Origin of the sequence: Cupriavidus pauculus (assembly GCF_008801835.1) — a bacterium.
Taxonomy (GTDB): domain Bacteria; phylum Pseudomonadota; class Gammaproteobacteria; order Burkholderiales; family Burkholderiaceae; genus Cupriavidus; species Cupriavidus pauculus.
This window is the reverse complement of record NZ_VZOW01000001.1, coordinates 461036-484130: the sequence shown is the minus strand read 5'-3', so window position 1 is coordinate 484130 and position 23095 is coordinate 461036. Positions and strand designations below refer to the sequence as shown.

The following is a 23095-nucleotide window of genomic DNA, read 5'->3' as shown; positions in this document are numbered from 1 at the left end:
CCGCGCCGGACATGATTGACGCCGCCGTCCAGGCCGCGCTTCCCGCGGAAGTGGAAGCCAACGTGAACAAGCGCGGCACGATTGCCATGGTGGCCGGCGAGGCCTCCGGCGATCTGCTGGCTTCGCTACTTTTGGAAGGGCTGCACGCGCGACTCGGCGATTCGGTGGAGTTCGCCGGTATTGGCGGACGTCGCATGCAGGCGCAGGGCTTTGTCTCGCATTGGCCGATGGAAACGCTGTCGGTCAATGGTTATGTCGAAGTGCTCGGGTCGCTGCGCGAAATTCTTGCCACGCGCCGCGCGATTCGAGAGCAATTGCTGGCGCAGCCGCCATTGTGTTTCATCGGTGTCGACGCGCCCGATTTCAATTTCGGGCTGGAAGTGCCGCTGCGGCGCGCGGGGATCCCGGTCGTGCATTTTGTCAGCCCTTCGATTTGGGCTTGGCGGGCCGGTCGTATTCGCACCATTGCGCGCGCCGTCGACCATATTCTTTGTCTGTTTCCGTTTGAGCCGGAAATCTATGCCAAGGCTGGAATTCCGGCTACTTATGTCGGTCATCCGCTGGCTGACGTAATTCCAATGGTGCCCGACGTGGCCGGCGCCCGTGCAAAACTGGGATTGCCGGAAGGCAAGCGAATCGTCGCGGTATTACCCGGTAGCCGCCAGTCCGAAGTCCGCAATCTTGGCGCCACGTTTTTCGATGCCATGGCGCGCATGCAGCGCATGGACGGCAATCTGGCATTCGTGTTGCCCGCTGCCAATGCTGCATTGCGCGAAATCGTGCAAGAGCTGCACGCGCGCTATCCCGAGATCGCGCTGACGATTGTGGATGGACAGTCGCACCTGGCGATGGAATCTTCGGATGTCGTGCTGCTCGCAAGCGGCACCGCAACGCTGGAAGCCGCGCTGTACAAAAAGCCCATGGTCATTTCGTACAAGGTGCCCTGGCTGACTGCGCAGATCATGAAGCGGCAGGGTTACCTTCCTTACGTCGGACTGCCTAATATCCTTTCAGGGCGTTTTGTCGTCCCGGAGCTGTTGCAGGATGACGCAACGCCGGAGGCACTGGCGCGCGAAACGCTTTTGCAACTGAATGACGAAGGGAATATCGCCTTTCTGCGCGAACATTTCACCGCGATGCATGAAACGCTGAAACGGGACACCGCTAATCTGGCTGCGGGCGTGGTCGTCGATCTAATGCGTGCCCGGGGAGTGCGCTGATGCCGCGTGCAAAATCCGATGAATCGCCACAAATGGGGTTGGAACTGACGCAGACGGTCGCCGTCATTCAACACCTGTGCGGCGTGGACGAAGCGGGGCGCGGACCGCTTGCCGGTCCCGTTTATGCGGCAGCGGTCGTATTGAATCCCAAACGGCAGATTCGCGGTCTGGCCGATTCGAAAATCCTGACGGCGGCCAAGCGCGAGAGCCTGTTCGATCGGATTTGCGAACATGCGCTCGGGTGGCATATTGCCTTCGCCACGGTCGAGGAAATCGATTCGATCAATATTCTTCACGCCTCGATGCTGGCCATGCAGCGTGCGGTGCAGGGTCTTGCCGCCAGCGGTGTTATTCCCGATCTGGTACAGGTGGATGGCAATCGCTGCCCGCAAGTGGCATATCCGGTCGAGGCAATTGTCAAAGGCGACGCCAAGGTGCGGGCGATTTCCGCGGCGTCGATCCTGGCCAAGGTGGCGCGGGACCGTAATCTGCTCGCGCTGCACGAGGAATATCCGCAGTACGGATTCGATTCCCATTTTGGTTATCCCACGCCGCAGCATTTTGCCGCGCTCGAGGAGCACGGCGCGACCCCGCATCACCGCCGCTCGTTTGCACCGGTGCGCATGGCGCTCGAAAGGGAACGCCTGTCGGGCATTCCGCAAGAAGCGCCGCCTTTTTGAGCACGTCCTTGAAGCACGTCACGTCGCGCGATAACGCGCTATTCAAGCATCTGAAGGCCCTGACGGGCTCCACGCATCAACGCCGCAAGGCGGGGCAGTCTGTGCTCGACGGCGTGCATCTTGCGCAGGCCTACATCACGGCGCTGGGCCAGCCGGTGAGCTGTATCGTTGGCGAACGTCACTATGATCATGCCGAGGTGCGCCCGCTGCTGGACCGGATCGATCCGGACAAGGTGGTCGTACTGGCCGATGCCCTGTTCGCGCAGATCAGCCCCGTCGCCAATGGTGTGGAGCTGATGCTTGTCATCGATACGCCCAGCGGGCACCTGCCGGCAACGATCGACACGGATTGCATCATCCTTGATGGCGTTCAGGATGCGGGCAACGTCGGGTCGATTTTGCGCAGCGCGGCCGCGGCTGGGATACCGCACGCATTCCTGACCACGGGCTGCGCTTTCGCCTGGTCTGTCAAGACGCTGCGCGCTGGCATGGGTGCAAATTTCCATTTGAACATCGTCGAGCACTGCACGCTGGACATGCTGGAAAGCCGCCTGCGCGTGCCGCTTCTGGCCACGTCGTCACATGCCGACGCAGCTGTCTTCGATACCGACCTGCGCCAACCGCTGGGCTGGGTGGTCGGCAACGAAGGGTCCGGTGTGAGCGAGGAATGGATGGCCCGCGTTGCGCGCACCGTCGGCATTCCTCAGCCAGGCGGCCTGGAATCGCTGAACGTTGCCGCCGCAACGGCGGTGTGCCTGTTCGAAACAGTGCGCCAGCGCCGGGCAGGATAATCGCGCGCTTTTGGCGCAGGCGCGCTGCCGGCCTCCGTCGCAATCATCTGTCGGTGCCACCGTAAGACGATTCGGATAATACGGTGGACAGGCCGGTCAGTAATTGTCGCGGTCGACCTTGATTTCCTGGAGGATCGTGGTGGCGATCTCCTCGATCGACTTATGTGTCGAGGATAACCATTTGATGCCCTCGCGACGCATCATTGCCTCGGCTTCATTCACTTCGTAGCGGCAGTTTTCCAGCGCAGCATATTTGCTGCCGGGACGCCGCTCGTTACGGATTTCCGTCAGCCGTTGCGGATCGATCGACAAGCCGAAAATCTTGGGCTTGAACGCATAGAGCGCCGAGGGCAGGCGGCCGCGTTCGAAATCGTCGGGAATCAGCGGATAGTTGGCTGCCTTGAGGCCGTATTGCATGGCCAGATACAAACTCGTCGGCGTCTTGCCGCTGCGCGACACGCCTACCAAAATGACATCGGCTTCCTGCAGGTTCTTGTGCGATTGCCCGTCGTCGTGCGCCAGCGAGAAATTGATCGCTTCGATCCGGTTCTTGTAGGCCTCGGTATCCGCATTTTGGTGGAAGCGGCCAATCGCGTGGGTCGACTTCAGCCCCAGTTCCTTTTCGAGCGGTTCGATAAAGGTCTGGAACATGTCGAGAATCATGCCTTTGGCGCGCCGCATCGCCTTGTTCGATTCGGCATTGACCAGCGTGGTGAACACGATGGGCGGCACGCCTTCGTTATAGAACGCCTCGTTGATCTTGCCGACCGCCACATGTGCCTTATCCGGGGTGTCCACAAACGGCATGCGGACCTTGCGAAAGCGCATTTCGAACTGCGCCAGGATCGAATGGCTAAATGTCTCGGCGGTAATGCCCGTGCCATCGGAAACGATAAAGACCGTACGCACAGCAGGGCGATCGGCGCTCGCAATGGCCGGCGCAGGCGCGGCCGCTGGATTGCCGCTCACGTCCGGCGCAGTCTGGGATGGCGGGGTGGAAGCCGGTGGCAGTGCGTCGGGCGCGTCGGGCAGGGACATGTCTTAACAATAATTTGGAGCCGCCGCTGCGCGAAAGTGCGATGCGGCACGGTAGAATAGCGGCGATCTTTTGGCTAAGCAATTCCGCCAACGCCGGCCAGCCAACGATTTTCGGCCGGATTGTCGACAATGTGCATTGCAGCATCGGAGCTTTCCGATGGCAGTCGGAATTGCTCAGCCAAGCGATCCGCCGGGGGCAGAACTCCAACAACATACCGGTCGGTGCAAAAGATTTCTTACTTTGCTTTGAGGCTTTTATGACCAACCAGGTAGACAACGGCGCTTATGTGCTTCCGTTCGAAGAATTGCGCATGCAGGACGTGGAAACCGTCGGCGGCAAGAATTCTTCGCTGGGTGAAATGATCTCGCAACTGGCCGGCGCCGGCGTACGCGTGCCCGGCGGCTTTGCTACCACCGCGCTCGCTTTCCGCGATTTTCTTGCGCACAACAACCTGACCGCACGCATTTCGGATCGCCTCAAGGCGCTCGACGTGGACGACGTGAAGGCGCTTGCCGAAGCCGGTGCGGAAATCCGCCGCTGGGTCGTCGAGGCTCCGCTGCAGCCGCGTCTGGATGCGGAAATCCGCGAACACTACGCCCGGGTTTCGGCACGCGAGGGCGCCGAGGCGTCGTTCGCGGTGCGCTCGTCGGCCACTGCCGAGGACCTGCCCGATGCGTCGTTTGCGGGCCAGCAGGAGTCGTACCTGAATGTGAGCGGTATCGATGACGTGCTGGACAAGATCAAGCACGTATTCGCCTCGCTCTACAACGATCGTGCCATTTCGTACCGCGTGCACAAGGGTTTTGCCCACGACGTGGTGGCGCTGTCTGCCGGTGTGCAGCGCATGGTCCGTTCGGACCTGGCCGCCTCGGGCGTGATGTTCACGATCGACACCGAGTCGGGCTTCCCGGACGTGGTCTTCATCACCTCCAGCTACGGCCTCGGTGAAACGGTGGTGCAGGGCGCGGTCAATCCGGACGAGTTTTACGTCTTCAAGCCGACGCTGGAAGCCGGCAAGTATCCGGTTATCCGCCGCTCGATCGGCTCCAAGCTGATCAAGATGGAATTCACCAAGCCTGGCGAAGCCGGCCGCGTGAAGACCGTCGACGTGCCGCCCGAACTGCGCAACCGTTATTCGATTTCCGATGACGATGTCAGCGAGCTGGCGCGCTACGCGATGATCATCGAGAAGCATTATGGCCGCCCGATGGATATCGAATGGGGCAAGGACGGCAAGGACGGCAAGATCTACATCCTGCAGGCCCGTCCCGAGACCGTGAAGAGTCAGGCGGCCGGCAAGGCCGAGCAGCGCTTCAAGCTCAAGGGCACGTCCGCGGTGCTGACCAGCGGCCGCGCCATCGGCCAGAAGATCGGTACGGGCCCGGTGCGCGTCATCAACGACCCGTCGGAAATGGAACGCGTGCAGCCGGGCGATGTCCTGGTGGCCGACATGACCGATCCGAACTGGGAGCCGGTGATGAAGCGCGCGGCGGCGATCGTCACCAATCGCGGCGGCCGTACCTGTCACGCGGCGATCATTGCGCGCGAACTGGGCGTGCCTGCCGTGGTGGGCTGCGGCGACGCGACCGATCTGCTCAAGGACGGCACGCTGGTGACCGTGTCCTGCGCGGAAGGCGACGAAGGTCGGATTTACGACGGTCTGCTCGAGACCGAAGTGACGGAAGTCCAGCGCGGCGAGATGCCGGCGATTTCCACCAAGATCATGATGAACGTCGGCAATCCACAGCTCGCTTTCGATTTTGCGCAGATTCCCAACGACGGCGTCGGCCTCGCGCGTCTCGAATTCATTATCAACAACAACATTGGCGTCCACCCGAAGGCCATTCTCGATTATCCGCAGGTCGACGCCGACCTGAAGAAGGCGGTCGAATCGGTGGCGCGCGGCCACGCCAGCCCGCGTGCGTTCTATGTCGACAAGCTCGCCGAAGGGATCGCCACGATCGGTGCGGCGTTCTATCCGAAGCCGGTGATCGTGCGCCTGTCGGACTTCAAGTCGAACGAGTACAAGAAGCTGATCGGCGGTTCGCGCTATGAGCCGGACGAAGAAAACCCGATGCTGGGTTTCCGCGGCGCGTCGCGTTATATCGCTGACGATTTCGCCGAGGCCTTCGAAATGGAATGCAAGGCCATGAAGCGCGTGCGCGACGAAATGGGCCTGACCAACGTCGAAATCATGGTGCCGTTCGTGCGCACGCTTGGCCAGGCCGAGCGCGTGATCGAACTGCTGGCGAAGCACGGCCTGAAGCGTGGCGAAAACGGCCTGCGCATCATCATGATGTGCGAAGTGCCCTCCAACGCGATTCTGGCCGAGGAATTCCTGCAGTTCTTCGATGGTTTCTCGATCGGCTCTAACGACCTGACGCAGCTCACGCTGGGTCTGGATCGCGATTCGGGCATGGAACTGCTGGCAAAGGACTTCGACGAGCGCGATCCTGCGGTTCGCTTCATGCTGCAGCGCGCCATTTCCACGGCGCTGCGCCTGGACAAGTATGTCGGCATCTGCGGCCAGGGTCCTTCGGACCACCCCGACTTTGCCGCCTGGCTTGCCAAGGAGGGCATCAAGTCGATCTCGCTGAATCCCGATTCCGTGGTGGAAACCTGGCAGCAGCTGGCTTCCTAAGGCATTCCGCGTCACAATAGCAAGACACCACACCTGAGCGGCGCGCGGTCGAAAGACCAGCGCGCCGGCTGGCACCGGCCTCGTGGCAGGTGTTACCACTGCCCCCGCAGCGCCGTCGGCGTTACGCGGGGGTTTTTGTTTTTGCTGCTTGTTTCCAGGAAGGAAGCGAGATGACGTCGTACTATCTTTGGTTCGCTGCTGCAGTCGTGTTGGTCATCGCCGAGATGGCCACCGGAACCTTCTATTTACTGATGATCGCCTGCGGCGTCGTGGCAGGAGGCTTGGCCGCGATCCTGGGGCTCGATGTCCCGCTGCAGACCGTTGTGGCGGCGCTGGTTGCGGTGATTGCCATCGTTGCGCTGCGCCGCACGCGCTTCGGTAAGGTACGCCGGCGCGATGCGGCCACCGACCCTGGTGTCAACCTCAATATCGGTCAGGAAGTCGATGTTTCGGATTGGGATGACTATCGTCGTGCCCGCGTTCCTTACCGTGGGGCAGAATGGACGGTCGAGTTGGCACCCGATGCTGATCCGGCCGCCGGGCGCTACCGGATCGTCGAGGTTCGTGGCGCTACGTTGATCGTTTCGCCGCTCTAGTGTGCATTCTCAACCCGCTGCTTTGGGCAGCGGGTTTTCAATTGCCATGCATGGCCGTTTGGGCCATTTTTCGACGGAGTCCCACATGCTTGCCTTTCAGCTCGGTCTGTTTCCGCTGATTCTGCTTATCGCCGCGATCGTGCTGATCGCCAAGTCGATCAAGATCGTTCCGCAACAGCATGCCTGGGTGCTCGAACGTCTCGGTCGCTACCACGCGACGCTGACGCCCGGACTTTCCATTGTCGTGCCATTTATCGACCGGGTGGCATACAAGCATATTCTCAAGGAAATTCCGCTCGATGTGCCCAGCCAGGTATGTATCACGAAAGACAACACGCAATTGCAGGTCGATGGCGTGCTGTATTTCCAGGTAACCGATCCGATGAAGGCGTCGTATGGATCGAGCAATTTTGTGGTGGCCATCACGCAGCTCTCGCAAACCACGCTGCGCTCGGTGATCGGCAAGCTCGAGTTGGACAAGACTTTCGAGGAGCGCGAATTCATCAATCACAGCGTAGTGAACGCGCTCGACGAAGCAGCGGCAAATTGGGGCGTAAAAGTCCTGCGCTATGAGATTAAGGACCTGACGCCGCCGAAGGAAATCCTGCACGCGATGCAGGCGCAAATCACCGCAGAACGTGAAAAGCGCGCCTTGATTGCCGCATCGGAGGGCAAGCGCCAGGAGCAGATCAACCTCGCTTCGGGTGCGCGTGAAGCGGCCATTCAGAAATCCGAGGGCGAACGGCAGGCGGCGATCAACAAGGCGCAGGGCGAGGCGTCGGCTATTCTCGCAGTGGCCGAGGCAAATGCCCAGGCGATCGCAAAAATCGGTCACGCCATCCGCGGCGAAGGCGGTGCGGAAGCCGTCAACCTCAAGGTGGCCGAGGAATATGTGGCAGCCTTCGGCAATCTTGCCAAGCAGGGCAACACATTGATTGTGCCCGGCAATCTCGGGGAAATGAGTTCGATGATTGCGTCGGCCCTGCAGATTGCAAAGGGTCAGAAAGCGGACAAGGTGCTGTAGTCCCTTATCGTGTTTGCCAGAGCGCCCCGGCACTCAATGTATTGATCATGACAAGTCGCCCCCTTCATTGCAGGACATTTGAAGTTGAGACGTTTTCTTGATAGGTGCAGCGGTCGTACGTTGACGCTGCATGTAGAACCGGAAATGGTATATGGCAAGAATCGGATGGGCAGCTTTATGCTGGTCGACGAGCAGCGCGACGAAGCCATAGGGGAGGTCAGTTTTAGAATCTGTCAGGCCGATTCGGAATTGTCCATCCAAAGAATCGACGTGTTTGGCCATAGCAATGCGGCTGACGCCCACAATCCTTTTCCCGGTGTGGGCCGATTACTGATGTACCTGGCTTGTCGCCACGCGTCGACGATGGGGCTTTCCACGCTCCGTCTGGTGGCCAAGGATTCGGCGATCGGTTTTTACACGCGCATGGGATTGCGAGCCGATGTTCATCGCCCGCCGCCGCGTATGCCGGCAATTCAATTTGTGGGTAACAAGCTAAATCGCGCTTGGCTGGACGCGTTCGACGATCATTTCAGTATGTCGAGGGATATCGACGAAATGACCAGCGAGATTTTCGCAGTGCTGTCGAATATTGAGGGGCTCGTCGCCGCGCAGTGGCAGGAAATCACGGCCTAGGCACCACGGCCAACCGGCGGCCGCGCTGCCAGCTTTACACCAGGCGGCCCACCTTATTCCTTCTCGCCGCCTTTCATGATCCGCGCCTTTTCCCGCTGCCAGTCTCGATTCTTCTCCGTTTCGCGCTTGTCGAATTGCTTCTTGCCCTTGCCCAGGCCGATCTCACATTTGACGCGTCCGCGCGTGTAATGCAGGTTCAGCGGCACCAGGGTGTAGCCGCGCTGTTCCACTTTCCCAATGAGTTTCTTGATCTCATCGGCCTTCAGCAGAAGCTTGCGGGTCCGAACGGGGTCCGGTTTTACGTGCGTCGATGCGCTTTGCAACGGGCTGATGTGGGCGCCGATCAGGTACATCTCGGCATTTCGCACGACGACGTAGCCTTCCTTGATCTGCACGCGGCCGGCGCGGATTGCCTTGACTTCCCAGCCCTCCAGAACGATCCCGGCCTCGTAGCGTTCTTCGATGAAGTAGTCGAAAAAGGCCTTCTTGTTGTCAGCGATCGTCATGCGGGAGGTGAGTTCCTAGGCAAGGTTGCCGCTCGTGGTCGAGCGGCCGGTGGTTCAGTGGCGTGATGCCGTGGTTGCCGCCCAGCGTGCCGCATCGGCCGCCGTCGGCTAAAATCATGATTTTAGCAAACCGCTCCGCCTCGGCCCAGACCGGACGGGGCCAGTTTCCCGAATACATGGCAGACGTCCATAAATCCGTCCTGCTCGGTTTCTCGGCCGAACAGATGTACGACCTGGTCACGCGCGTTGAAGACTATCCCAAGTTCCTGCCCTGGTGTGGCGGGGTGGAGATCTTCGAGCAGACCGACACGCTGCTCGACGCCAAGATTCACATTCATTTCAACGGCATCAAGCAGTATTTCCACACGCGCAACACGCAGGAACGGCCAACCCGTATCGATATGACGTTTGCTGACGGCCCTTTCAAGGCCTTCAACGGGACGTGGCGTTTCACGCCGCTGCGCGCGGATGCGTGCAAGATCGAATTCCACCTGCACTACGAGTTTTCCAGCGTCATTCTGGAGAAGATCATTGGCCCCGTGTTCAGCATGATCGCCAATACCTTTGTCGACGCCTTCGTGAAGCGAGCCGAGGTGGTCTATGCCAGCCAGTCCTGAAAGCGCCGACATTCGGCTATCGGTCTGCTACGCGCTGCCGGATGCGGTGTTCCTGCGCGAGATCGCGGTCGCGGCCGGTACGACGATCCTTGATGCCATCCAACTGAGCGGCTTGACGACAGCGCATCCGGAAGTCGATCCCACGACGGCGCGGGTCGGCATATACGGCAAGCTCAAGACGCTCGACACCATCGTGCGTGAGGGCGACCGGGTGGAGGTCTACCGGGCGCTCACTGCGGACCCAAAAACCGCGCGCCGCAAGCGTGTGCAGAAGGTGCGGCAGTCCGGTGTGCGCGAAGGCCAGAAGTGGCTGCGCCGCCGGGACGGAACCGGCGGACAGGGCGCCTGACACGCTTTTCCTGACGCCATTCCTGTTGGCACGATCCAGTTGAAAAGTTGCGTCAGCCGCTGCAGGCCTGGTTCAGCGATTCATTGGCGCGGGCAAGTTCCGCTTCGCGTTCGGCGCCATCGAGACGTACCGGCGAACCATCCGGAGCGACACGCGACACCCGCAGGCCCTGGCTCAGACCCGTGGCGTAGTTGCGCATTTCCTCGCACTTTTGCTGCCGTGCCAATTGTTCGCGTTCCTTGGTTGCCGCTTCAAGATCGGCCTTGATACGCGCGTCGCGGCGTTCCCGGAACGCTTCGTCGGGATCGCTCGATTTCTCGGATTTTGGCTTTGCGCTGACGGGCTGCATGCGCGGCGCGTTGCCGGTCATCCTTGCGTCCGGTTTTGCGTTGGCATCCGCTTTGGCGTCGGTCCTGCCCGCTTCGTCCTCCAGCGGACGATATGCGCCCGCAAGCCGGCCCGGTGCGGAAATCACGGCGCGCTCGGGCACCGATGGCGGCGGCGGGACGTCACTGTAGACCGTCCGGCCGTTGGCGTCTTTCCATTGCCATTGCGCGAACGCGGCGGCCGGTGTGGCCAGGCTTGCGGCGATCAGCAGGTACAGCGCGGACGATCGTGTCATGGCGGGTGCAGGTGCAGTCGAGCGGGTTGTATGGTCCATCTGGCGCCAGTGGGGGGGTGGACTTCGATGTGATCCCGCCAGCATCGCCTGCCAGTCTACTGAGACTTGTCGGTGGCGTGCAAGCGGACCGACCATGCCACGCCGACCATCAGCAACACAATGGCGGCGAGTTCCAGCGGCCGGGGCCAGCGGTGGTCGAACACAAAGCCGTATGCCAGCGCGAATAGCGTCTCGAACACGATCATCTGGCCGGAAAGCGTCAGGGGAAGGCGACGGCTCGAGATGTTCCAGAGATTGTTGCCAATAAGCGACGCTCCGAGCGCAACGGCCGCGTTGACCATCCAGAACCAGCGCCAGTCGCGCCCGCTGTCAGCCGCGGTCAGCGCGTCGCCAAATAAGGCCCAGCCGATTGCGGCCAGCACCAGCGACACCAGTCCCGTCGACAGCCCGTACAGCGCGGACCATTCGTTGCCGCTGAAGTGCGGGTTGCGCTGCAGATATCGTGCGTTGTCCACCGCGTAGAGCGTCCAGCAAATCAGCGCGCCGACCGCGCACAGCACGCCCGCAATCTTCTGCCACACTGGGCGCGCGATTTCGCCGGCCGCGGCGCCGTGCGCAGCGCCTGCGCCGCCGAACAGGTCGATGTTGATGCAGGCGATGCCCGCGCCCACCACGAGCAGTGGTAGCGCAAGTCGTTGCAGCGGCACCGCGCCGTGGTCGCGCCGTCCCATCAGCGTTACGGAAATCGGCAGGATGCCGATGATCAGCGATGTCGGCCCCACACCCGCCAGCTGCACGCCGAATGCCAGCAGCACGTAGTAAAGCAGGTTGCCGGTAAAGGCCTGGCGCAGCAGGGCAGCGCAATCGGCGCGCGTCAGCTTGCGCGCGATCCGGCGCATCAGCGGCAGCGCCGCGACGAACGCCACCACCCCGTACGCCAGGTAGCGGCCGATCGCCAGTTCCCACGGCGAAAACACCGGCAGCAGCTTCGGTGCGATAAACACCATGCCCCAGAACGCGCCGGCCAGCAGGCCGCACAACACGCCAATTCCCATGCTCCGCCGATCCCGTTTGAAAAGGTGGCCGAGAATAGCAAAGGCCTTGCAGGAACGCATCAGCAAATCCTGCATTCCTGTATAATCTGCTTTTGCGCCTAGAGGATTCGCTATGCGTCTTGTCCAGAAAGCACTCACGTTTGATGATGTGCTGCTCGTCCCGGCCTATTCGGCCGTCCTGCCTCGGGATGTTTCCCTCCGCACCCGCCTGACCCGTTCGATCGAACTCAACATTCCGCTGCTGTCCGCCGCCATGGATACGGTGACGGAAGCGCGCCTGGCGATTGCCATGGCGCAGGCCGGCGGTATCGGTATCGTCCACAAGAACCTCAAGCCCGCCGATCAGGCCCGCGAAGTCGCGCGCGTAAAGCGTTACGAATCCGGCGTCCTGCGTGATCCGATCACCATTTCGCCCGACATGAAAGTGCGCGATGTGATCGCACTGTCGCAGCAGCATGGCATTTCGGGCTTTCCGGTGCTGGAAGGCAAGACCGTCGTCGGCATTATCACCAACCGCGATCTGCGCTTCGAAGAAGAACTGGATGCGCCAGTGCGCGCCAAGATGACGCCGCGCGAAAAGCTCGTGACCGTGGCCGAAGGCGCGCCGCTGGACGAGGCCAAGCGGCTGATGAACCGCCACCGCCTGGAGCGCGTGCTGGTCGTCAACAGCGCGTTCGAACTGCGCGGCCTGATCACCGTGAAGGACATCCAGAAAGCCGTGGACAACCCGCTGGCCAGCAAGGATGCGCATGGTCAGTTGCGCGTGGGCGCCGCGGTCGGTGTGGGCCCGGACAACGACGAACGCGTCGAATTGCTGGTCAAGGCCGGCGTGGACGTGATCGTGGTCGACACGGCGCACGGACATAGCCAGGGCGTGCTGGACCGCGTGCGCTGGGTCAAGCAGAACTTCCCGCAGGTCGAGGTGGTCGGCGGCAATATCGCCACCGGCGCCGCGGCACTGGCCCTGGTCGAGCATGGCGCCGACGGCGTCAAGGTCGGCATCGGCCCGGGCTCGATCTGCACCACGCGTATCGTGGCAGGCGTCGGCGTGCCCCAGATCACCGCGGTGTCAAACGTTGCCGAGGCGCTGAAGGGCACGGGCGTGCCGCTGATCGCCGATGGCGGTATCCGCTATTCGGGCGACGTGGCGAAGGCACTGGCGGCAGGCGCCCACACGGTGATGATGGGCGGCATGTTCTCGGGCACCGAGGAAGCGCCGGGCGAAGTGTTCCTGTTCCAGGGCCGTTCGTTCAAGAGCTACCGCGGCATGGGTTCGGTCGGCGCGATGAAGGACGGCGCAGCGGACCGCTACTTCCAGGAAGACAACACTGCCAACGTCGACAAGCTGGTGCCGGAAGGCATCGAAGGCCGCGTGGCCTACAAGGGTCCGGTGCAGGCGATCATCCACCAGCTGACCGGCGGCATTCGCGCGTCGATGGGCTACTGCGGCGCAAGCTCGATTCCGCAATGGCACGAAACTTCCGAGTTCGTGCAGATCACTGCGGCCGGCATGCGCGAATCGCACGTGCATGACGTGCAGATCACCAAGGAAGCGCCGAACTACCATATCGATTGATTCGATCTGGCCCCGCCCGACAGGGCATCACGGCCGCGCTGGTTTCGTTGAAGTCGACGGGGCCGCGCGGCCGCGCCGCAATAAGGAGCGCCCATGAAGGTATTGCTGCGAGCCGTGCTGTTTTTCGATGCGCTGCTTCACTTGCTGCTCGGCATCCTGCTGCTGATGTCGCCTTTTTCCACGCTGTACGCCGCGCTGCAATTGCCCCCGGCCCAACCGGCCCTGTTCGGGCAGTTGCTGGGCGTGGCAACGATCGGCCTGTCATGGCTGCTGTTCCTGGCCACCATCAATGGGCAGTTGACGGTGCCCGTGGCCCGCACGGTGGGCTATACCAATCTGGTCAGCGCCATCATGATCGCTGTCTGGACGCTGTTCCTCGATATGCCCGTGCAGGGCGCCGGCAAGGTCTGGCTGCTCACGCTGGCCGCGATGATGCTGTTCTTCGCCATCGTGCAGATTCCATCTGCCAAGAAGGTGCGGCTGCGCGAGCGCGTGCTGGCCGACCAGGCCAAGGCCGAGCGCGACGCACGCGCAACTGCTGTCTACCATCCGAACGATGTCCGTGACGTCACCGACGTCGCCGATGTTGGCGCGGCCCGTCCGGCGCGCGCCAACGCATCCACCGTATCTCCCGAATACCGGCGCGAGCCGGTCATCACGCCGCCGCCCGGCTATGGTCCGGGCACCGAGGTGATGCCCGAACCCGATCCGGACGCACTGCCAACGGCTCATCATGCACGACAAAATCCTCATTCTTGATTTCGGCTCGCAAGTCACGCAGCTGATCGCGCGCCGCGTTCGCGAAGCACACGTCTACTGCGAGATCCACCCCAACGACGTCAGCGACGAGTTCGTCCGCGAGTTCGCGCCCAAGGGCGTGATCCTGTCCGGCAGCCACGCCAGCACGTACGAAGACCATCAGCTGCGCGCGCCGCAGGCGGTGTGGGATCTCGGCGTGCCCGTCCTGGGCATCTGCTATGGCATGCAGACCATGGCCGTGCAGTTGGGCGGCAAGGTGGAATGGAGCGATTCGCGCGAGTTCGGCTACGCGGAAGTGCGCGCCCATGGCCATACCAATCTGCTCAAGGGCATCGAGGATTTCAGCACGCCGGAAGGTCACGGCATGCTCAAGGTCTGGATGAGCCACGGCGACAAGGTCACGGCGCTGCCCGATGGCTTCAAGCTGATGGCATCGACGCCGAGCTGCCCGATCGCCGGCATGGCCGACGAGGCGCGCGGTTATTATGCGGTGCAGTTCCACCCCGAAGTCACGCACACGTCGAAGGGCCGCGAGATGCTCGAGCGCTTCGTACTGCAGATCGCCGGTGCGAAGGCCGACTGGGTGATGCGCGACCACATCACCGAAGCCGTGCAAAAGATCCGCGAGCAGGTGGGCGATGAGGAAGTGATCCTGGGCCTGTCCGGCGGCGTCGATTCGTCGGTGGCGGCGGCGCTGATCCACCGCGCGATCGGCGACCAACTGACCTGCGTGTTCGTCGACCACGGCTTGCTGCGGCTCGACGAGGGCAAGATGGTGATGGACATGTTCGCGGGCCGCCTGCACGCGAAGGTCGTCCACATCGATGCTTCGGAACAGTTCCTGGGCCATCTGGCCGGCGTGACCGACCCCGAGCAGAAGCGCAAGATCATCGGCCGCGAATTCGTGGAAGTGTTCCAGGCCGAAGCCAAAAAGCTCAGCAATGCCAAATGGCTGGCGCAGGGCACGATCTACCCGGACGTGGTGGAATCGGGCGGCACCAAGACCAAGAAAGCCACCACCATCAAGAGCCACCACAACGTGGGCGGCCTGCCGGAGACCCTCGGCCTGAAGCTGCTGGAGCCGCTGCGCGACCTGTTCAAGGACGAAGTGCGCGAACTCGGCGTGGCGCTGGGCCTGCCGCCCGAGATGGTCTACCGCCATCCGTTCCCGGGCCCGGGCCTTGGCGTGCGGATCCTGGGCGAGGTCAAGCGCGATTACGCGGAACTGCTGCGCCGCGCGGACGCCATCTTCATCGAGGAACTGCGCAAGACCATCGCGACCGAGCAGGATGCAGCCGCTGGTCTGTGCGAGCCGCATCAGGTAGGCAAGAGCTGGTATGACCTGACCAGCCAGGCATTCGCCGTGTTCCTGCCGGTCAAGTCGGTAGGCGTGATGGGCGATGGCCGCACGTACGATTACGTCGTGGCACTGCGCGCCGTGCAGACCACCGATTTCATGACCGCACACTGGGCGCACCTGCCGTATGCGCTGCTCGGCCGCTGCTCGAACCGCATCATCAACGAAGTCCGCGGCCTGAACCGCGTCGTCTACGACGTATCGGGCAAGCCGCCTGCGACAATCGAGTGGGAGTGAAATCAGGTACTTCCGGGGCTATCGCCGGCTAGCGAAACAAGTCGGCGAGAAAGCCTGCCGTAAGAACCGGAGGCTGGGCTCAAAGAATTCCCGTCCACCGATTCCGAAGCGATTGCGGCACCGGCCGGAGGTTTGCCATTCCAAAAAAGGTCACTGTTTAGTGATCTTTTTTGTTTTCAAAGAAACCGGACGTCGTCACTGCGACCGTGGCCAATCACCGCTGGCCACGCGCGGCACCAGGCCGTGCAGACGTGACAGCACCAAACGGGCCGCTCGCGACAGCGGATGATGCTGGGTCAGCGCCAAGCTGATCGAGCGTGTCAGCCGCGGCTCGACGATTTCGGCCGCAGCCAGCTGTCCGGTGCCGATTTCACGATCCACGGCCAGTTCGGGCAGGATGGTCAGGGCGTGACCCGATAGCGCCACCTCCTTCATCGTATTGAGCGATTCCACTTCCAGTGCCACGTCCAGCGTCACGCCTTGCTGCCGGGCATGCTGGTCCAGGATCGAGCGCAAGCCATTGGGGGCGGGCGGCAATACCAGCGGCACGCCATCGAGCTGTCTGAAATCGACGGTGCGCCGGCTTGCCAGCGGATGGTCGGGTTTGCCGATCAGATAGGTGGTCACGTTGGCGAGCACGTCTTCGTTCTGGCGCGGACTGGGTCCGTAGCGGTTGATGACGGCCAGGTCGAGATGGCCGGAATCGAGCTGTTCGTCGAGCTGGCCGCTAAATCCCTCACTGACGCGCAGCCGCACACCCGGCGCGGTGATCGTCAGATCCTCAAATAGCGCCGGAATCAGCCGTCGGGTCATCGAAGGCAACACCCCGATCCGTACGATGCCAGTCGGCACGCCGGCCGCATTGCGCACCTCGTCATGCAAGCGTGCCGACTGCACCAGCAGCAGCTCGATTTCCGGCAAGACGCGCTTGCCGAACTCGGACAGGACCACGCCCCGTCCGGTCCGCTCGAACAGTCGGTCGCCCCATTCGGACTCGATCTGCGCAATCGCGCGGCTGACCAGCGATTGGGCGGTCCCCATCGCCCGCGCCGCGCGCGAGAGCGACCCAAGTTCCGCCACCAGCGCCACGGTTTCCAGCTGTTTTAGATTCATTTTCTGCAGCCATCCAAAAAATGGATATCAGGTATCGCAGACTATACGCTTTTGCGTCGGCTGAAGTCTCCCTACACTGCGGTCATCCCTCCATGCAGAGAGGGGCGACCAACGATATGGAGACAAGATGCGAACCTTTCCGAAGATATGGGGGGCGCTGCGCCGGCCGTTATGCGCGTTGGCGCTGGCCATGGCGCCGCTGGCGTTCGGCGCCATGGCGCACGCGGCCGCCGGCTATCCCACCAAGCCGGTCCGACTGATTGTGCCGTTTCCGGCGGGCGGCCCAACCGACGCCATGGCACGGCTGATCGGGCAGCATCTTTCGCAGCAGCTTGGCCAGCCGGTGATCGTCGACAACCGCGGCGGCGCGGGCGGCACGATCGCCACCGAAGCGGCGGCTGGCGCAGCGCCCGATGGCTATACGCTGTTCTTCGCCACCACAGGCACCATGGCCATCAACCCGTCGCTCTATCGGTCGATGAAGGTCGACCCGGTCAAAGCGTTCGATGCGGTGGGCTCGGTGGCGTCTACGGTGAACGTGCTGGTGGTGCCCAACAGCCTGCCGGTCGCCAGCGTCAAGGAACTCGTGGCGCTGGCAAAACAGAAGCCGGGCTCCCTGACCTTTGGCTCCGCCGGCAACGGCAGCTCCAATCACCTGTCTGGCGAACTGTTCAAGTCGATGGCTGGCATCGATATCGTCCACGTGCCTTACAAGGGCTCGGCCGCTGCATTTACAGACCTGCTGGGCGGGCGTATCTCGATGATGTTCGATACGGTCTCGAGCCAGGTGCAGTACATCGGCAGCGGCAAGGTCAAGGCACTGGGCGTGAGCGGCCCGACGCGCTCGGAAACGCTGCCCAAGGTGCCGACGATCGCCGAGTCCGGGCTGCCGGGGTTTGACGTCACCATTTGGTTCGGACTCTCAGCGCCCAAAGGCACGCCGCCGGAAGTGATCCACCAACTCAACGGCGAGCTGCAGAAAGTACTGGCGCAAGCCGACGTGCAGCGCCAACTGGCCGCCCTGGGAGCGCGGCCACTGCCGGGCACGCCTGCCGATTTCGCAAAGCTGGTCCAGCATGACGCAGCCAAGTGGTCGCCCGTGGTCAAGGCATCGGGAGCGACCCTTGACTGAGACCTTCAACGCGCTGTTTGCGCCGGCCTCGGTGGCCGTCATCGGCGCCTCGGACAATCCCAACAAGGTGGGCGGCCGGCCGATCCACTACCTACGCCAGTTCGGCTACCAGGGTGAGGTGTTTCCGGTAAATCCAGGGCGCGACACGATCCAGGGCTATCGCGCGTATCCCACGCTCGACGCCATCGGAAAAACGCCAGACGCGGTGGTCATCGCGGTATCGGGTGATGCCACCTTGGAGCAGGTACGGGTCTGCGCCGAGGCCGGGGTCAAGGCGGCGGTCATCATGGCGTCGGGGTTTGCCGAAACCGGCGAGGCCGGGCGGCAGCGCCAGCAACAACTGGTGGACGTGGCGAATGCGGGCGGCATGCGGCTGGTGGGCCCGAATGCGCAGGGCACGGCCAATTTCGCGAGCGGCGCCGTGCTGAATTTCTCGACGATGTTCATGGAGGTGGCGCCCCAGGATGGACCCATCGCCATCATCAGCCAGAGCGGCGCGGCCAGCGTCATGCCCTATGCGTTGCTGCGTCAGGCCGGATTTGGCGTGCGCTATCTGGTTGCGACCGGCAACGACGCAGACCTGGACGCCTGTGCCATGACCTGTGCCGTCGCCGAAGACCCGGAGGTGCGGTTGATCCTGGTCTACCTGGAATCGATCTCGGACCCGGCTGCACTGGCCCGTGCCGCCGCGCTGGCGCGTAGCCGTGGCGTCAGTATCGTGGCGATCAAGGCCGGCAACAGCCAGCGCGGCGCGCGCGCGGCGGCATCGCATACCGGCGCGCTGGTTGGCAACGATGCGGCCATCGACGCCTTTCTGGCGCGTCACGGTATCTGGCGGGCCGGCGACATCGGCGAACTGGTGCGTGCCGTGCCGCTCTACCTGCAAAACCGCACACCGGGGCAAGGCCGCACCGTGGTGATGAGCCATAGCGGCGCCGTCGGCGTGATGGCGGCGGACTTGGCGGAGCGCCACGACTTGCCGCTGACGGAGTTGCAGCCGGAAACGCTGGACCGGCTTGGCGCCATCCTGCCTGAATTCGGTACCGCGAATAATCCGCTGGACATGACGGCGGCACTGATGGGCCACGGTGACATGTTCCCGCGTGTGCTCGATGCGCTGGGCGCTGATCCGCAGGCCGATATGGTCATGGTCGGCATCCCCGTGGCGGGCCCGGGCTACGACGTGGAGGCGCTGGCCCGCGATGCGGCCGCTTTTAGCGAGCGGCTGGGCAAGCCGCTGGTGGCCAGCGCGCCGCAAGGGTCGGTGCGCGAGGTCTTCGTGCGCCATGGCGTGCCCACCTTTGTGACCGAGGCCGATGCGATTGCCGCGTTGGCCCAGTACGCCGCCCATGCACGGCTGGAGGCCGCTGCCGAGGATTGCGTGCCTCCGGCCGCGCAGCCACTGCCGGGCCACGGCCTGCAGGATGAGGCTCGCAGCCTGTCGCTGTTGGCCGAAGCCGGCGTCCCGGTAGTGCCGTATCGCTTCTGCGCAAGCGCCAGCGAAGCGGTGGCCGCGTTTGCTGCGCTCGGTGGCGGGCCGGTCGTGGTCAAGGGCTGCGCTGCCGAGGTCCCGCATAAGAGCGAGCACGGACTGGTGCGCCTGCGGCTGTCCGATGTACCCGCCGTGGCGCAGGCCGCCGAAGACTGCCTGGCCACGCTGGGTGTCCTGGGCGTGGACGCCCCGCGCGTGGTGGTGGCGCCGATGGTCAAGGGGCGCCATGAGTTTGCGCTGGGGGTATCGGTCGATCCCGTGTTCGGGCCGCTCGTGATGATCGGCGAGGGCGGCACGCTGCTCGAGTTGCGCAAGGACATTGTCACGTTGCTGGCGCCGTTCAACGTGGCGCAGGCGAAGGCGGCTTGCGCGCGGCTGCGGCTGGCGCCGCTGTTCGATGGCTACCGCGACATCCCCGCGCTGGACCTCGATGCGCTGGCCTCGGCAGCCGTGGCGCTCGGCAACTGGGCGCTGCGCCATCGCGGCGCGCTGAAGTCGGTCGACATCAATCCCATGATGGTGATGGCCGCGGGCGAGGGCGTCCTGGCCGTCGACGCCGTGGTGGAACTTCATGGAGCCTGATATGGAACCTGTGCTTGTGGAGCGCGATGGCAGCCTGGCCGTCGTCACACTAAACCGGCCGGCGCGCATGAATGCCGTCAACGATGCGCTGCGCGGCGAATTGATCGCCGCGCTGGGCCGCCTCAATGCCGATACGTCCGTGCGGGCGGTGGTGCTGACCGGGGCGGGTGGGCGCGCGTTCTGCGCTGGCCAGGACCTGGACGAAGCCGCCGCGGTGACATGGCAGCAGATCGTGCCGTGGCTCAATCGCCAGCGGGCGATGTACCAGGCCGTGCGCGATCTCGACAAGCCTTGCGTAGCTGCAGTGCAGGGCGTGGCCGCAGGCGCCGGGTTCCAGCTGGCGCTGTGCGCGGACTGGCGGCTGACCACGCCGGACAGCCGCTGGGGACAGCCCGAGGTAAAGGCGGGCTTGGCCAGCATCGTCGGCTCGTACCTGATGACGTTGCACGTGGGACACACGCATAACGTGCAGATGTCGCTGTCTGGCGAACTGGTGTCCGGGCAGCGTGCCTACGAAATCGGCCTGGTAACGGCATTGCATGCCGAGGCCGAATTGATGGATGCCGCGCTGGCGCGCGCGCGTTCGCTCGCGTCGTTGCCTCCGACGTCGGTACGCTTGTCGAAGCAGCGCTTGCGCGCCATGACCCAGCCAGGCTTTGACGACGCCTGCGTGGCGGGCATCCGCGCGCAGCTTGAATGCTATGCCGATGGCGAACCACAGCGCGTAATGGCCGAATTTCTCAGCCAACGCAATGCGAAGGAAAAACAATGATCGAGTGGAACCAACACTTCATCGATGGCCAGCGATGTGCGGTTTCCGATGGCAGGACCGTGCGCATTCATGACGCCGCGACAGAAGCCCCATTGGGCGACGTGCATCTTGGCAACGCCCGCGACGTCGACCAGGCAGTCAAGGCCGCCGCGCGCGCGCTGGCCGCATGGCAACGGCTAGGCGTGCATGCCCGTGCGGCGGTGCTGCGCGCCGTTGCCGATGCGCTGGAGCTTACCGGCCAGGCGCTGGCACAACAGATCTCGCGGGAAGTTGGCATGCCGCTGAAGCTGGCACAGCGCATCCAGGTGGATGCACCTGTCGCCGCCTGGCGTGCCACGGCGGCTCTGGCGGGCACCTTCGCCTTCGTGCGCGAAGTCGGTCACTCGCGGGTCACGATGATGCCCGTGGGCGTGGTGGCCGCCATCACACCCTGGAACTATCCGCTGCACCAGATCACCGGCAAGCTCGCGCCCGCCCTGCTGGCGGGGTGCACGGTGGTGCTGAAACCCTCGGAACTGGCGCCGGCAGCCGCGGCGCACCTGATGTCGGCGTGCGAGCAGGCTGGCATGCCGCCGGGCGTGTTGAACATCGTCTGGGGCGACGGCGAAGTGGGCGAGGCACTGGTGACGCATCCCGGTGTGCAGATGGTGTCGTTCACCGGCTCGACGCAGGTCGGCCGCAAGGTGGCAGCGCTGGCAGCGGGCGACATGAAGCGCGTGTCGATGGAACTGGGCGGCAAGTCGCCAGCCATCGTGCTGCCCGGCGCCGACCTCGCCCGCGCGGTCAAGGCAACTGTCGCTTCGTGCTTTCTCAATGCCGGACAGACCTGCAGCGCGACCACGCGCCTGATCGTTCCCCGGGCCGACTATCCGCAATGCCGCACGTTATTGGCGGACGCCGTCGCCGGCATGGTGTTGGGCGATCCGGCTGATGGCGCGACTCGCGTGGGCCCGCTGCTGTCCGCCTTGCAGCGCCAGCGCGTGCTGGCCCATATCGCCGAGGCGGAGCGGGCCGGCTTCGAGCGCATCGCCGGTGGCCCCGATGCCGCCGTCCCGGGGCGCGGCTACTTCGTGGCCCCGACCGTCTACGGCAACGTATCGCCGGACAGCCGCCTGGCCACCGAGGAGATCTTTGGCCCGGTGCTGGCCGTGCTCTGCTATGACACCGTCAACGAAGCGATTGCGCAGGCAAACGGCACTCGCTACGGGCTGGCCGCCACCGTCTGGGCAGCCGATGACGCGAGCGCCGAGGCGGTGGCCGATCAACTGCGCGCGGGGCAGGTGGATATCAACGGTGCGCGGTTCAACGCCGCCGCGCCATTCGGTGGATTCGGCATGTCCGGCGTCGGGCGTGAAGGCGGCGTCTACGGACTCGAAGAGTTCCTGGAGCCACGCGCGGTCCAGTTTCCACAGTAAGCCAATTCCAGGAATTCCAGCATGTACCAGGAAATCACGGTGACCCGTTCCGAGCGGAACGATCATGTCGCCATCATCACCATGAACCGGCCGGACAAGCTCAATGCCTTGACCAAGGTGATGGAGGCCGAACTGCGCGACGCCATGGAAGCGGCGGACCGCGACGACACCATCCGCGTGGTGGTGTTGACCGGCGCCGGCAAGGGCTTTTGCGCGGGCATGGACATCAACGAACTTGAGATACTGCCGCCAGGCGATATCCGCGCGGCGCAATGGATGCGGCCGTACGACATGAACCGGCGCGCCGACTACCAGTCCCGCTACGGATACTTTCCGGCGATGCGAAAACCGGTGATCGCGGCGATCAATGGCGCGGCGGCGGGGCTGGGACTCGTCTTCGCGCTGTACAGCGACATGCGCTTCGCCAGTAGCCGGGCGGCATTCAACACAGCCTTCGCACGGCGTGGCCTGATTGCCGAGCACGGCATCGCGTGGCTGCTGCCGCGCGTGGTGGGGCCAGGCCATGCGGCGGACCTGCTGTACTCCGCTCGCAAAGTCACCGCGCAGGAGGCGCTGCAGATGGGGCTGGTGGACCGCCTATACGAGTCCGACAGCCTGATGGCCAGTACGCTGGCCTATGCGGACGATCTGGCCGAAAACGTTTCGCCACGCTCGATCGGCGTAATGAAGCGCCAACTCTGGGAGCAACCGTTCCAGACGCTGGCGGAAGCCACGCAACTGGCCAACGCCGAAATGTTCGAGAGCATCCAGAGCGAGGATTTCACGGAAGGTGTGTCGCACTTCATCGAACGGCGTCCGGCGAGGTTTACCGGAAGGTGAGGCGACTATTTACGTGGCCGTATCGGCAAAGGCGGCAATCGTGACTG

At 63.5% G+C, this 23095-nt stretch carries 21 protein-coding genes and 1 pseudogene; 17 read left to right on the top strand and 5 right to left on the bottom strand.

All coding sequences use genetic code 11. The features are described from left to right. Positions 1-11: 11 nt before the first annotated feature. The 3 genes and pseudogenes from lpxB (at position 12) to F7R19_RS02080 (ending at position 2691) form a co-directional block, all read left to right on the top strand. Complete coding sequence (gene lpxB, locus F7R19_RS02090; RefSeq protein WP_150979210.1) at positions 12-1220, top strand: lipid-A-disaccharide synthase; 1209 nt, start codon at positions 12-14, stop codon at positions 1218-1220. Then, positions 1220-1795, top strand: a pseudogene (locus F7R19_RS02085) (ribonuclease HII); the annotation flags it as partial. The gene lpxB and the pseudogene F7R19_RS02085, both read left to right, overlap by 1 nt. Positions 1796-1908: 113 nt before the next feature. Then, on the top strand, positions 1909-2691 hold the full coding sequence (locus tag F7R19_RS02080) for a TrmH family RNA methyltransferase (protein ID WP_150979208.1): 783 nt from the start codon (positions 1909-1911) through the stop codon (positions 2689-2691). A gap of 96 nt (positions 2692-2787) precedes the next feature. Here F7R19_RS02080 and ppsR read toward each other — a convergent pair whose 3' ends face one another. Next, positions 2788-3729 (bottom strand): posphoenolpyruvate synthetase regulatory kinase/phosphorylase PpsR, encoded by a 942-nt coding sequence (gene ppsR, locus F7R19_RS02075; RefSeq protein ID WP_223505749.1) that lies wholly within the window; start codon positions 3727-3729, stop codon positions 2788-2790. Between the two features lie 257 nt (positions 3730-3986). Here ppsR and ppsA point away from each other — a divergent pair, with 257 nt between their 5' ends. The 4 genes from ppsA (at position 3987) to F7R19_RS02055 (ending at position 8624) form a co-directional block, all read left to right on the top strand. Continuing rightward, positions 3987-6371 (top strand): phosphoenolpyruvate synthase, encoded by a 2385-nt coding sequence (gene ppsA, locus F7R19_RS02070; RefSeq protein WP_150979207.1) that lies wholly within the window; start codon positions 3987-3989, stop codon positions 6369-6371. Positions 6372-6541: 170 nt separating this feature from the next. Then, the gene (locus F7R19_RS02065; RefSeq protein WP_150979206.1) at positions 6542-6967 is read left to right on the top strand and encodes an NfeD family protein; all 426 of its coding nucleotides are present in this window, start codon (positions 6542-6544) and stop codon (positions 6965-6967) included. Positions 6968-7052: 85 nt separating this feature from the next. Beyond that, entirely contained in the window at positions 7053-7991 is a 939-nt protein-coding gene (locus F7R19_RS02060; protein ID WP_150979205.1) for an SPFH domain-containing protein, read from the top strand. 120 nt (positions 7992-8111) lie between these two features. Next, positions 8112-8624, top strand: coding sequence for a GNAT family N-acetyltransferase (locus F7R19_RS02055; protein ID WP_150979204.1), 513 nt, complete (start codon positions 8112-8114; stop codon positions 8622-8624). Between the two features lie 53 nt (positions 8625-8677). Here the strand turns inward: F7R19_RS02055 and smpB are convergent, their stop codons facing one another. Beyond that, positions 8678-9130, bottom strand: coding sequence for an SsrA-binding protein SmpB (smpB, locus tag F7R19_RS02050; protein WP_061958380.1), 453 nt, complete (start codon positions 9128-9130; stop codon positions 8678-8680). A 176-nt stretch (positions 9131-9306) separates the two neighbouring features. Here smpB and F7R19_RS02045 point away from each other — a divergent pair, with 176 nt between their 5' ends. Together F7R19_RS02045 and F7R19_RS02040 are read left to right on the top strand one after the other, a co-directional pair. Then, the gene (locus F7R19_RS02045; RefSeq protein WP_061958409.1) at positions 9307-9747 is read left to right on the top strand and encodes a type II toxin-antitoxin system RatA family toxin; all 441 of its coding nucleotides are present in this window, start codon (positions 9307-9309) and stop codon (positions 9745-9747) included. Continuing rightward, positions 9731-10096, top strand: coding sequence for an RnfH family protein (locus F7R19_RS02040; RefSeq protein WP_061958381.1), 366 nt, complete (start codon positions 9731-9733; stop codon positions 10094-10096). Before F7R19_RS02045 ends, F7R19_RS02040 begins: the two co-directional genes overlap by 17 nt. Positions 10097-10148: 52 nt before the next feature. Here the strand turns inward: F7R19_RS02040 and F7R19_RS02035 are convergent, their stop codons facing one another. Both F7R19_RS02035 and F7R19_RS02030 read right to left on the bottom strand, forming a co-directional pair. Continuing rightward, complete coding sequence (locus F7R19_RS02035) at positions 10149-10718, bottom strand: DUF4124 domain-containing protein (protein WP_150979203.1); 570 nt, start codon at positions 10716-10718, stop codon at positions 10149-10151. Between the two features lie 95 nt (positions 10719-10813). Continuing rightward, entirely contained in the window at positions 10814-11773 is a 960-nt protein-coding gene (locus tag F7R19_RS02030; RefSeq protein WP_150979202.1) for a DMT family transporter, read from the bottom strand. A 112-nt stretch (positions 11774-11885) separates the two neighbouring features. On the opposite strand from F7R19_RS02030, the gene guaB reads away from it, so the two are divergent. From guaB to guaA, 3 genes are all read left to right on the top strand, one after another. Beyond that, positions 11886-13349, top strand: coding sequence for an IMP dehydrogenase (guaB, locus tag F7R19_RS02025; RefSeq protein WP_061958383.1), 1464 nt, complete (start codon positions 11886-11888; stop codon positions 13347-13349). 93 nt (positions 13350-13442) lie between these two features. Further along, positions 13443-14108, top strand: coding sequence for a hypothetical protein (locus F7R19_RS02020; RefSeq protein WP_150979201.1), 666 nt, complete (start codon positions 13443-13445; stop codon positions 14106-14108). Beyond that, the gene (guaA, locus tag F7R19_RS02015; RefSeq protein ID WP_150979200.1) at positions 14083-15702 is read left to right on the top strand and encodes a glutamine-hydrolyzing GMP synthase; all 1620 of its coding nucleotides are present in this window, start codon (positions 14083-14085) and stop codon (positions 15700-15702) included. The genes F7R19_RS02020 and guaA overlap by 26 nt, the downstream gene beginning before the upstream one ends. A gap of 195 nt (positions 15703-15897) precedes the next feature. Here guaA and F7R19_RS02010 read toward each other — a convergent pair whose 3' ends face one another. Further along, positions 15898-16815, bottom strand: a complete 918-nt coding sequence (locus F7R19_RS02010) for a LysR family transcriptional regulator (protein ID WP_150979199.1) — start codon at positions 16813-16815, stop codon at positions 15898-15900. A gap of 127 nt (positions 16816-16942) precedes the next feature. On the opposite strand from F7R19_RS02010, the gene F7R19_RS02005 reads away from it, so the two are divergent. The 5 genes from F7R19_RS02005 to F7R19_RS01985 are packed head-to-tail and all read left to right on the top strand — an operon-like array spanning position 16943 to position 23048. Continuing rightward, entirely contained in the window at positions 16943-17947 is a 1005-nt protein-coding gene (locus F7R19_RS02005) for a Bug family tripartite tricarboxylate transporter substrate binding protein (RefSeq protein ID WP_150979198.1), read from the top strand. Beyond that, positions 17940-20021, top strand: a complete 2082-nt coding sequence (locus F7R19_RS02000) for an acetate--CoA ligase family protein (RefSeq protein ID WP_211922700.1) — start codon at positions 17940-17942, stop codon at positions 20019-20021. Before F7R19_RS02005 ends, F7R19_RS02000 begins: the two co-directional genes overlap by 8 nt. A 1-nt stretch (position 20022) precedes the next feature. Next, positions 20023-20793 (top strand): enoyl-CoA hydratase/isomerase family protein, encoded by a 771-nt coding sequence (locus F7R19_RS01995; RefSeq protein WP_061958388.1) that lies wholly within the window; start codon positions 20023-20025, stop codon positions 20791-20793. Beyond that, complete coding sequence (locus F7R19_RS01990) at positions 20790-22208, top strand: aldehyde dehydrogenase family protein (protein WP_150979196.1); 1419 nt, start codon at positions 20790-20792, stop codon at positions 22206-22208. The genes F7R19_RS01995 and F7R19_RS01990 overlap by 4 nt, the downstream gene beginning before the upstream one ends. A gap of 21 nt (positions 22209-22229) precedes the next feature. Further along, positions 22230-23048, top strand: coding sequence for an enoyl-CoA hydratase (locus F7R19_RS01985; protein WP_150979195.1), 819 nt, complete (start codon positions 22230-22232; stop codon positions 23046-23048). The last annotated feature ends 47 nt before the right edge of the window (positions 23049-23095 follow it).

Excerpts from the sequence above, each read along its gene's own strand:
- F7R19_RS02010 (WP_150979199.1), bottom strand. The coding sequence starts at position 16,815 with ATGAATCTAAAACAGCTGGAAACCGTGGCGCTGGTGGCGGAACTTGGG.
- F7R19_RS02030 (WP_150979202.1), bottom strand. The coding sequence starts at position 11,773 with ATGGGAATTGGCGTGTTGTGCGGCCTGCTGGCCGGCGCGTTCTGGGGC.
- F7R19_RS02005 (WP_150979198.1), top strand. The coding sequence starts at position 16,943 with ATGCGAACCTTTCCGAAGATATGGGGGGCGCTGCGCCGGCCGTTATGC.
- F7R19_RS02045 (WP_061958409.1), top strand. The coding sequence starts at position 9,307 with ATGGCAGACGTCCATAAATCCGTCCTGCTCGGTTTCTCGGCCGAACAG.
- smpB (WP_061958380.1), bottom strand. The coding sequence starts at position 9,130 with ATGACGATCGCTGACAACAAGAAGGCCTTTTTCGACTACTTCATCGAA.
- F7R19_RS01985 (WP_150979195.1), top strand. The coding sequence starts at position 22,230 with ATGTACCAGGAAATCACGGTGACCCGTTCCGAGCGGAACGATCATGTC.
- ppsR (WP_223505749.1), bottom strand. The coding sequence starts at position 3,729 with ATGTCCCTGCCCGACGCGCCCGACGCACTGCCACCGGCTTCCACCCCG.
- guaA (WP_150979200.1), top strand. The coding sequence starts at position 14,083 with ATGCACGACAAAATCCTCATTCTTGATTTCGGCTCGCAAGTCACGCAG.
- lpxB (WP_150979210.1), top strand. The coding sequence starts at position 12 with ATGATTGACGCCGCCGTCCAGGCCGCGCTTCCCGCGGAAGTGGAAGCC.
- F7R19_RS01990 (WP_150979196.1), top strand. The coding sequence starts at position 20,790 with ATGATCGAGTGGAACCAACACTTCATCGATGGCCAGCGATGTGCGGTT.
- F7R19_RS02065 (WP_150979206.1), top strand. The coding sequence starts at position 6,542 with ATGACGTCGTACTATCTTTGGTTCGCTGCTGCAGTCGTGTTGGTCATC.
- F7R19_RS02020 (WP_150979201.1), top strand. The coding sequence starts at position 13,443 with ATGAAGGTATTGCTGCGAGCCGTGCTGTTTTTCGATGCGCTGCTTCAC.
- F7R19_RS01995 (WP_061958388.1), top strand. The coding sequence starts at position 20,023 with ATGGAACCTGTGCTTGTGGAGCGCGATGGCAGCCTGGCCGTCGTCACA.
- F7R19_RS02060 (WP_150979205.1), top strand. The coding sequence starts at position 7,053 with ATGCTTGCCTTTCAGCTCGGTCTGTTTCCGCTGATTCTGCTTATCGCC.
- F7R19_RS02035 (WP_150979203.1), bottom strand. The coding sequence starts at position 10,718 with ATGACACGATCGTCCGCGCTGTACCTGCTGATCGCCGCAAGCCTGGCC.
- guaB (WP_061958383.1), top strand. The coding sequence starts at position 11,886 with ATGCGTCTTGTCCAGAAAGCACTCACGTTTGATGATGTGCTGCTCGTC.
- F7R19_RS02040 (WP_061958381.1), top strand. The coding sequence starts at position 9,731 with ATGCCAGCCAGTCCTGAAAGCGCCGACATTCGGCTATCGGTCTGCTAC.
- ppsA (WP_150979207.1), top strand. The coding sequence starts at position 3,987 with ATGACCAACCAGGTAGACAACGGCGCTTATGTGCTTCCGTTCGAAGAA.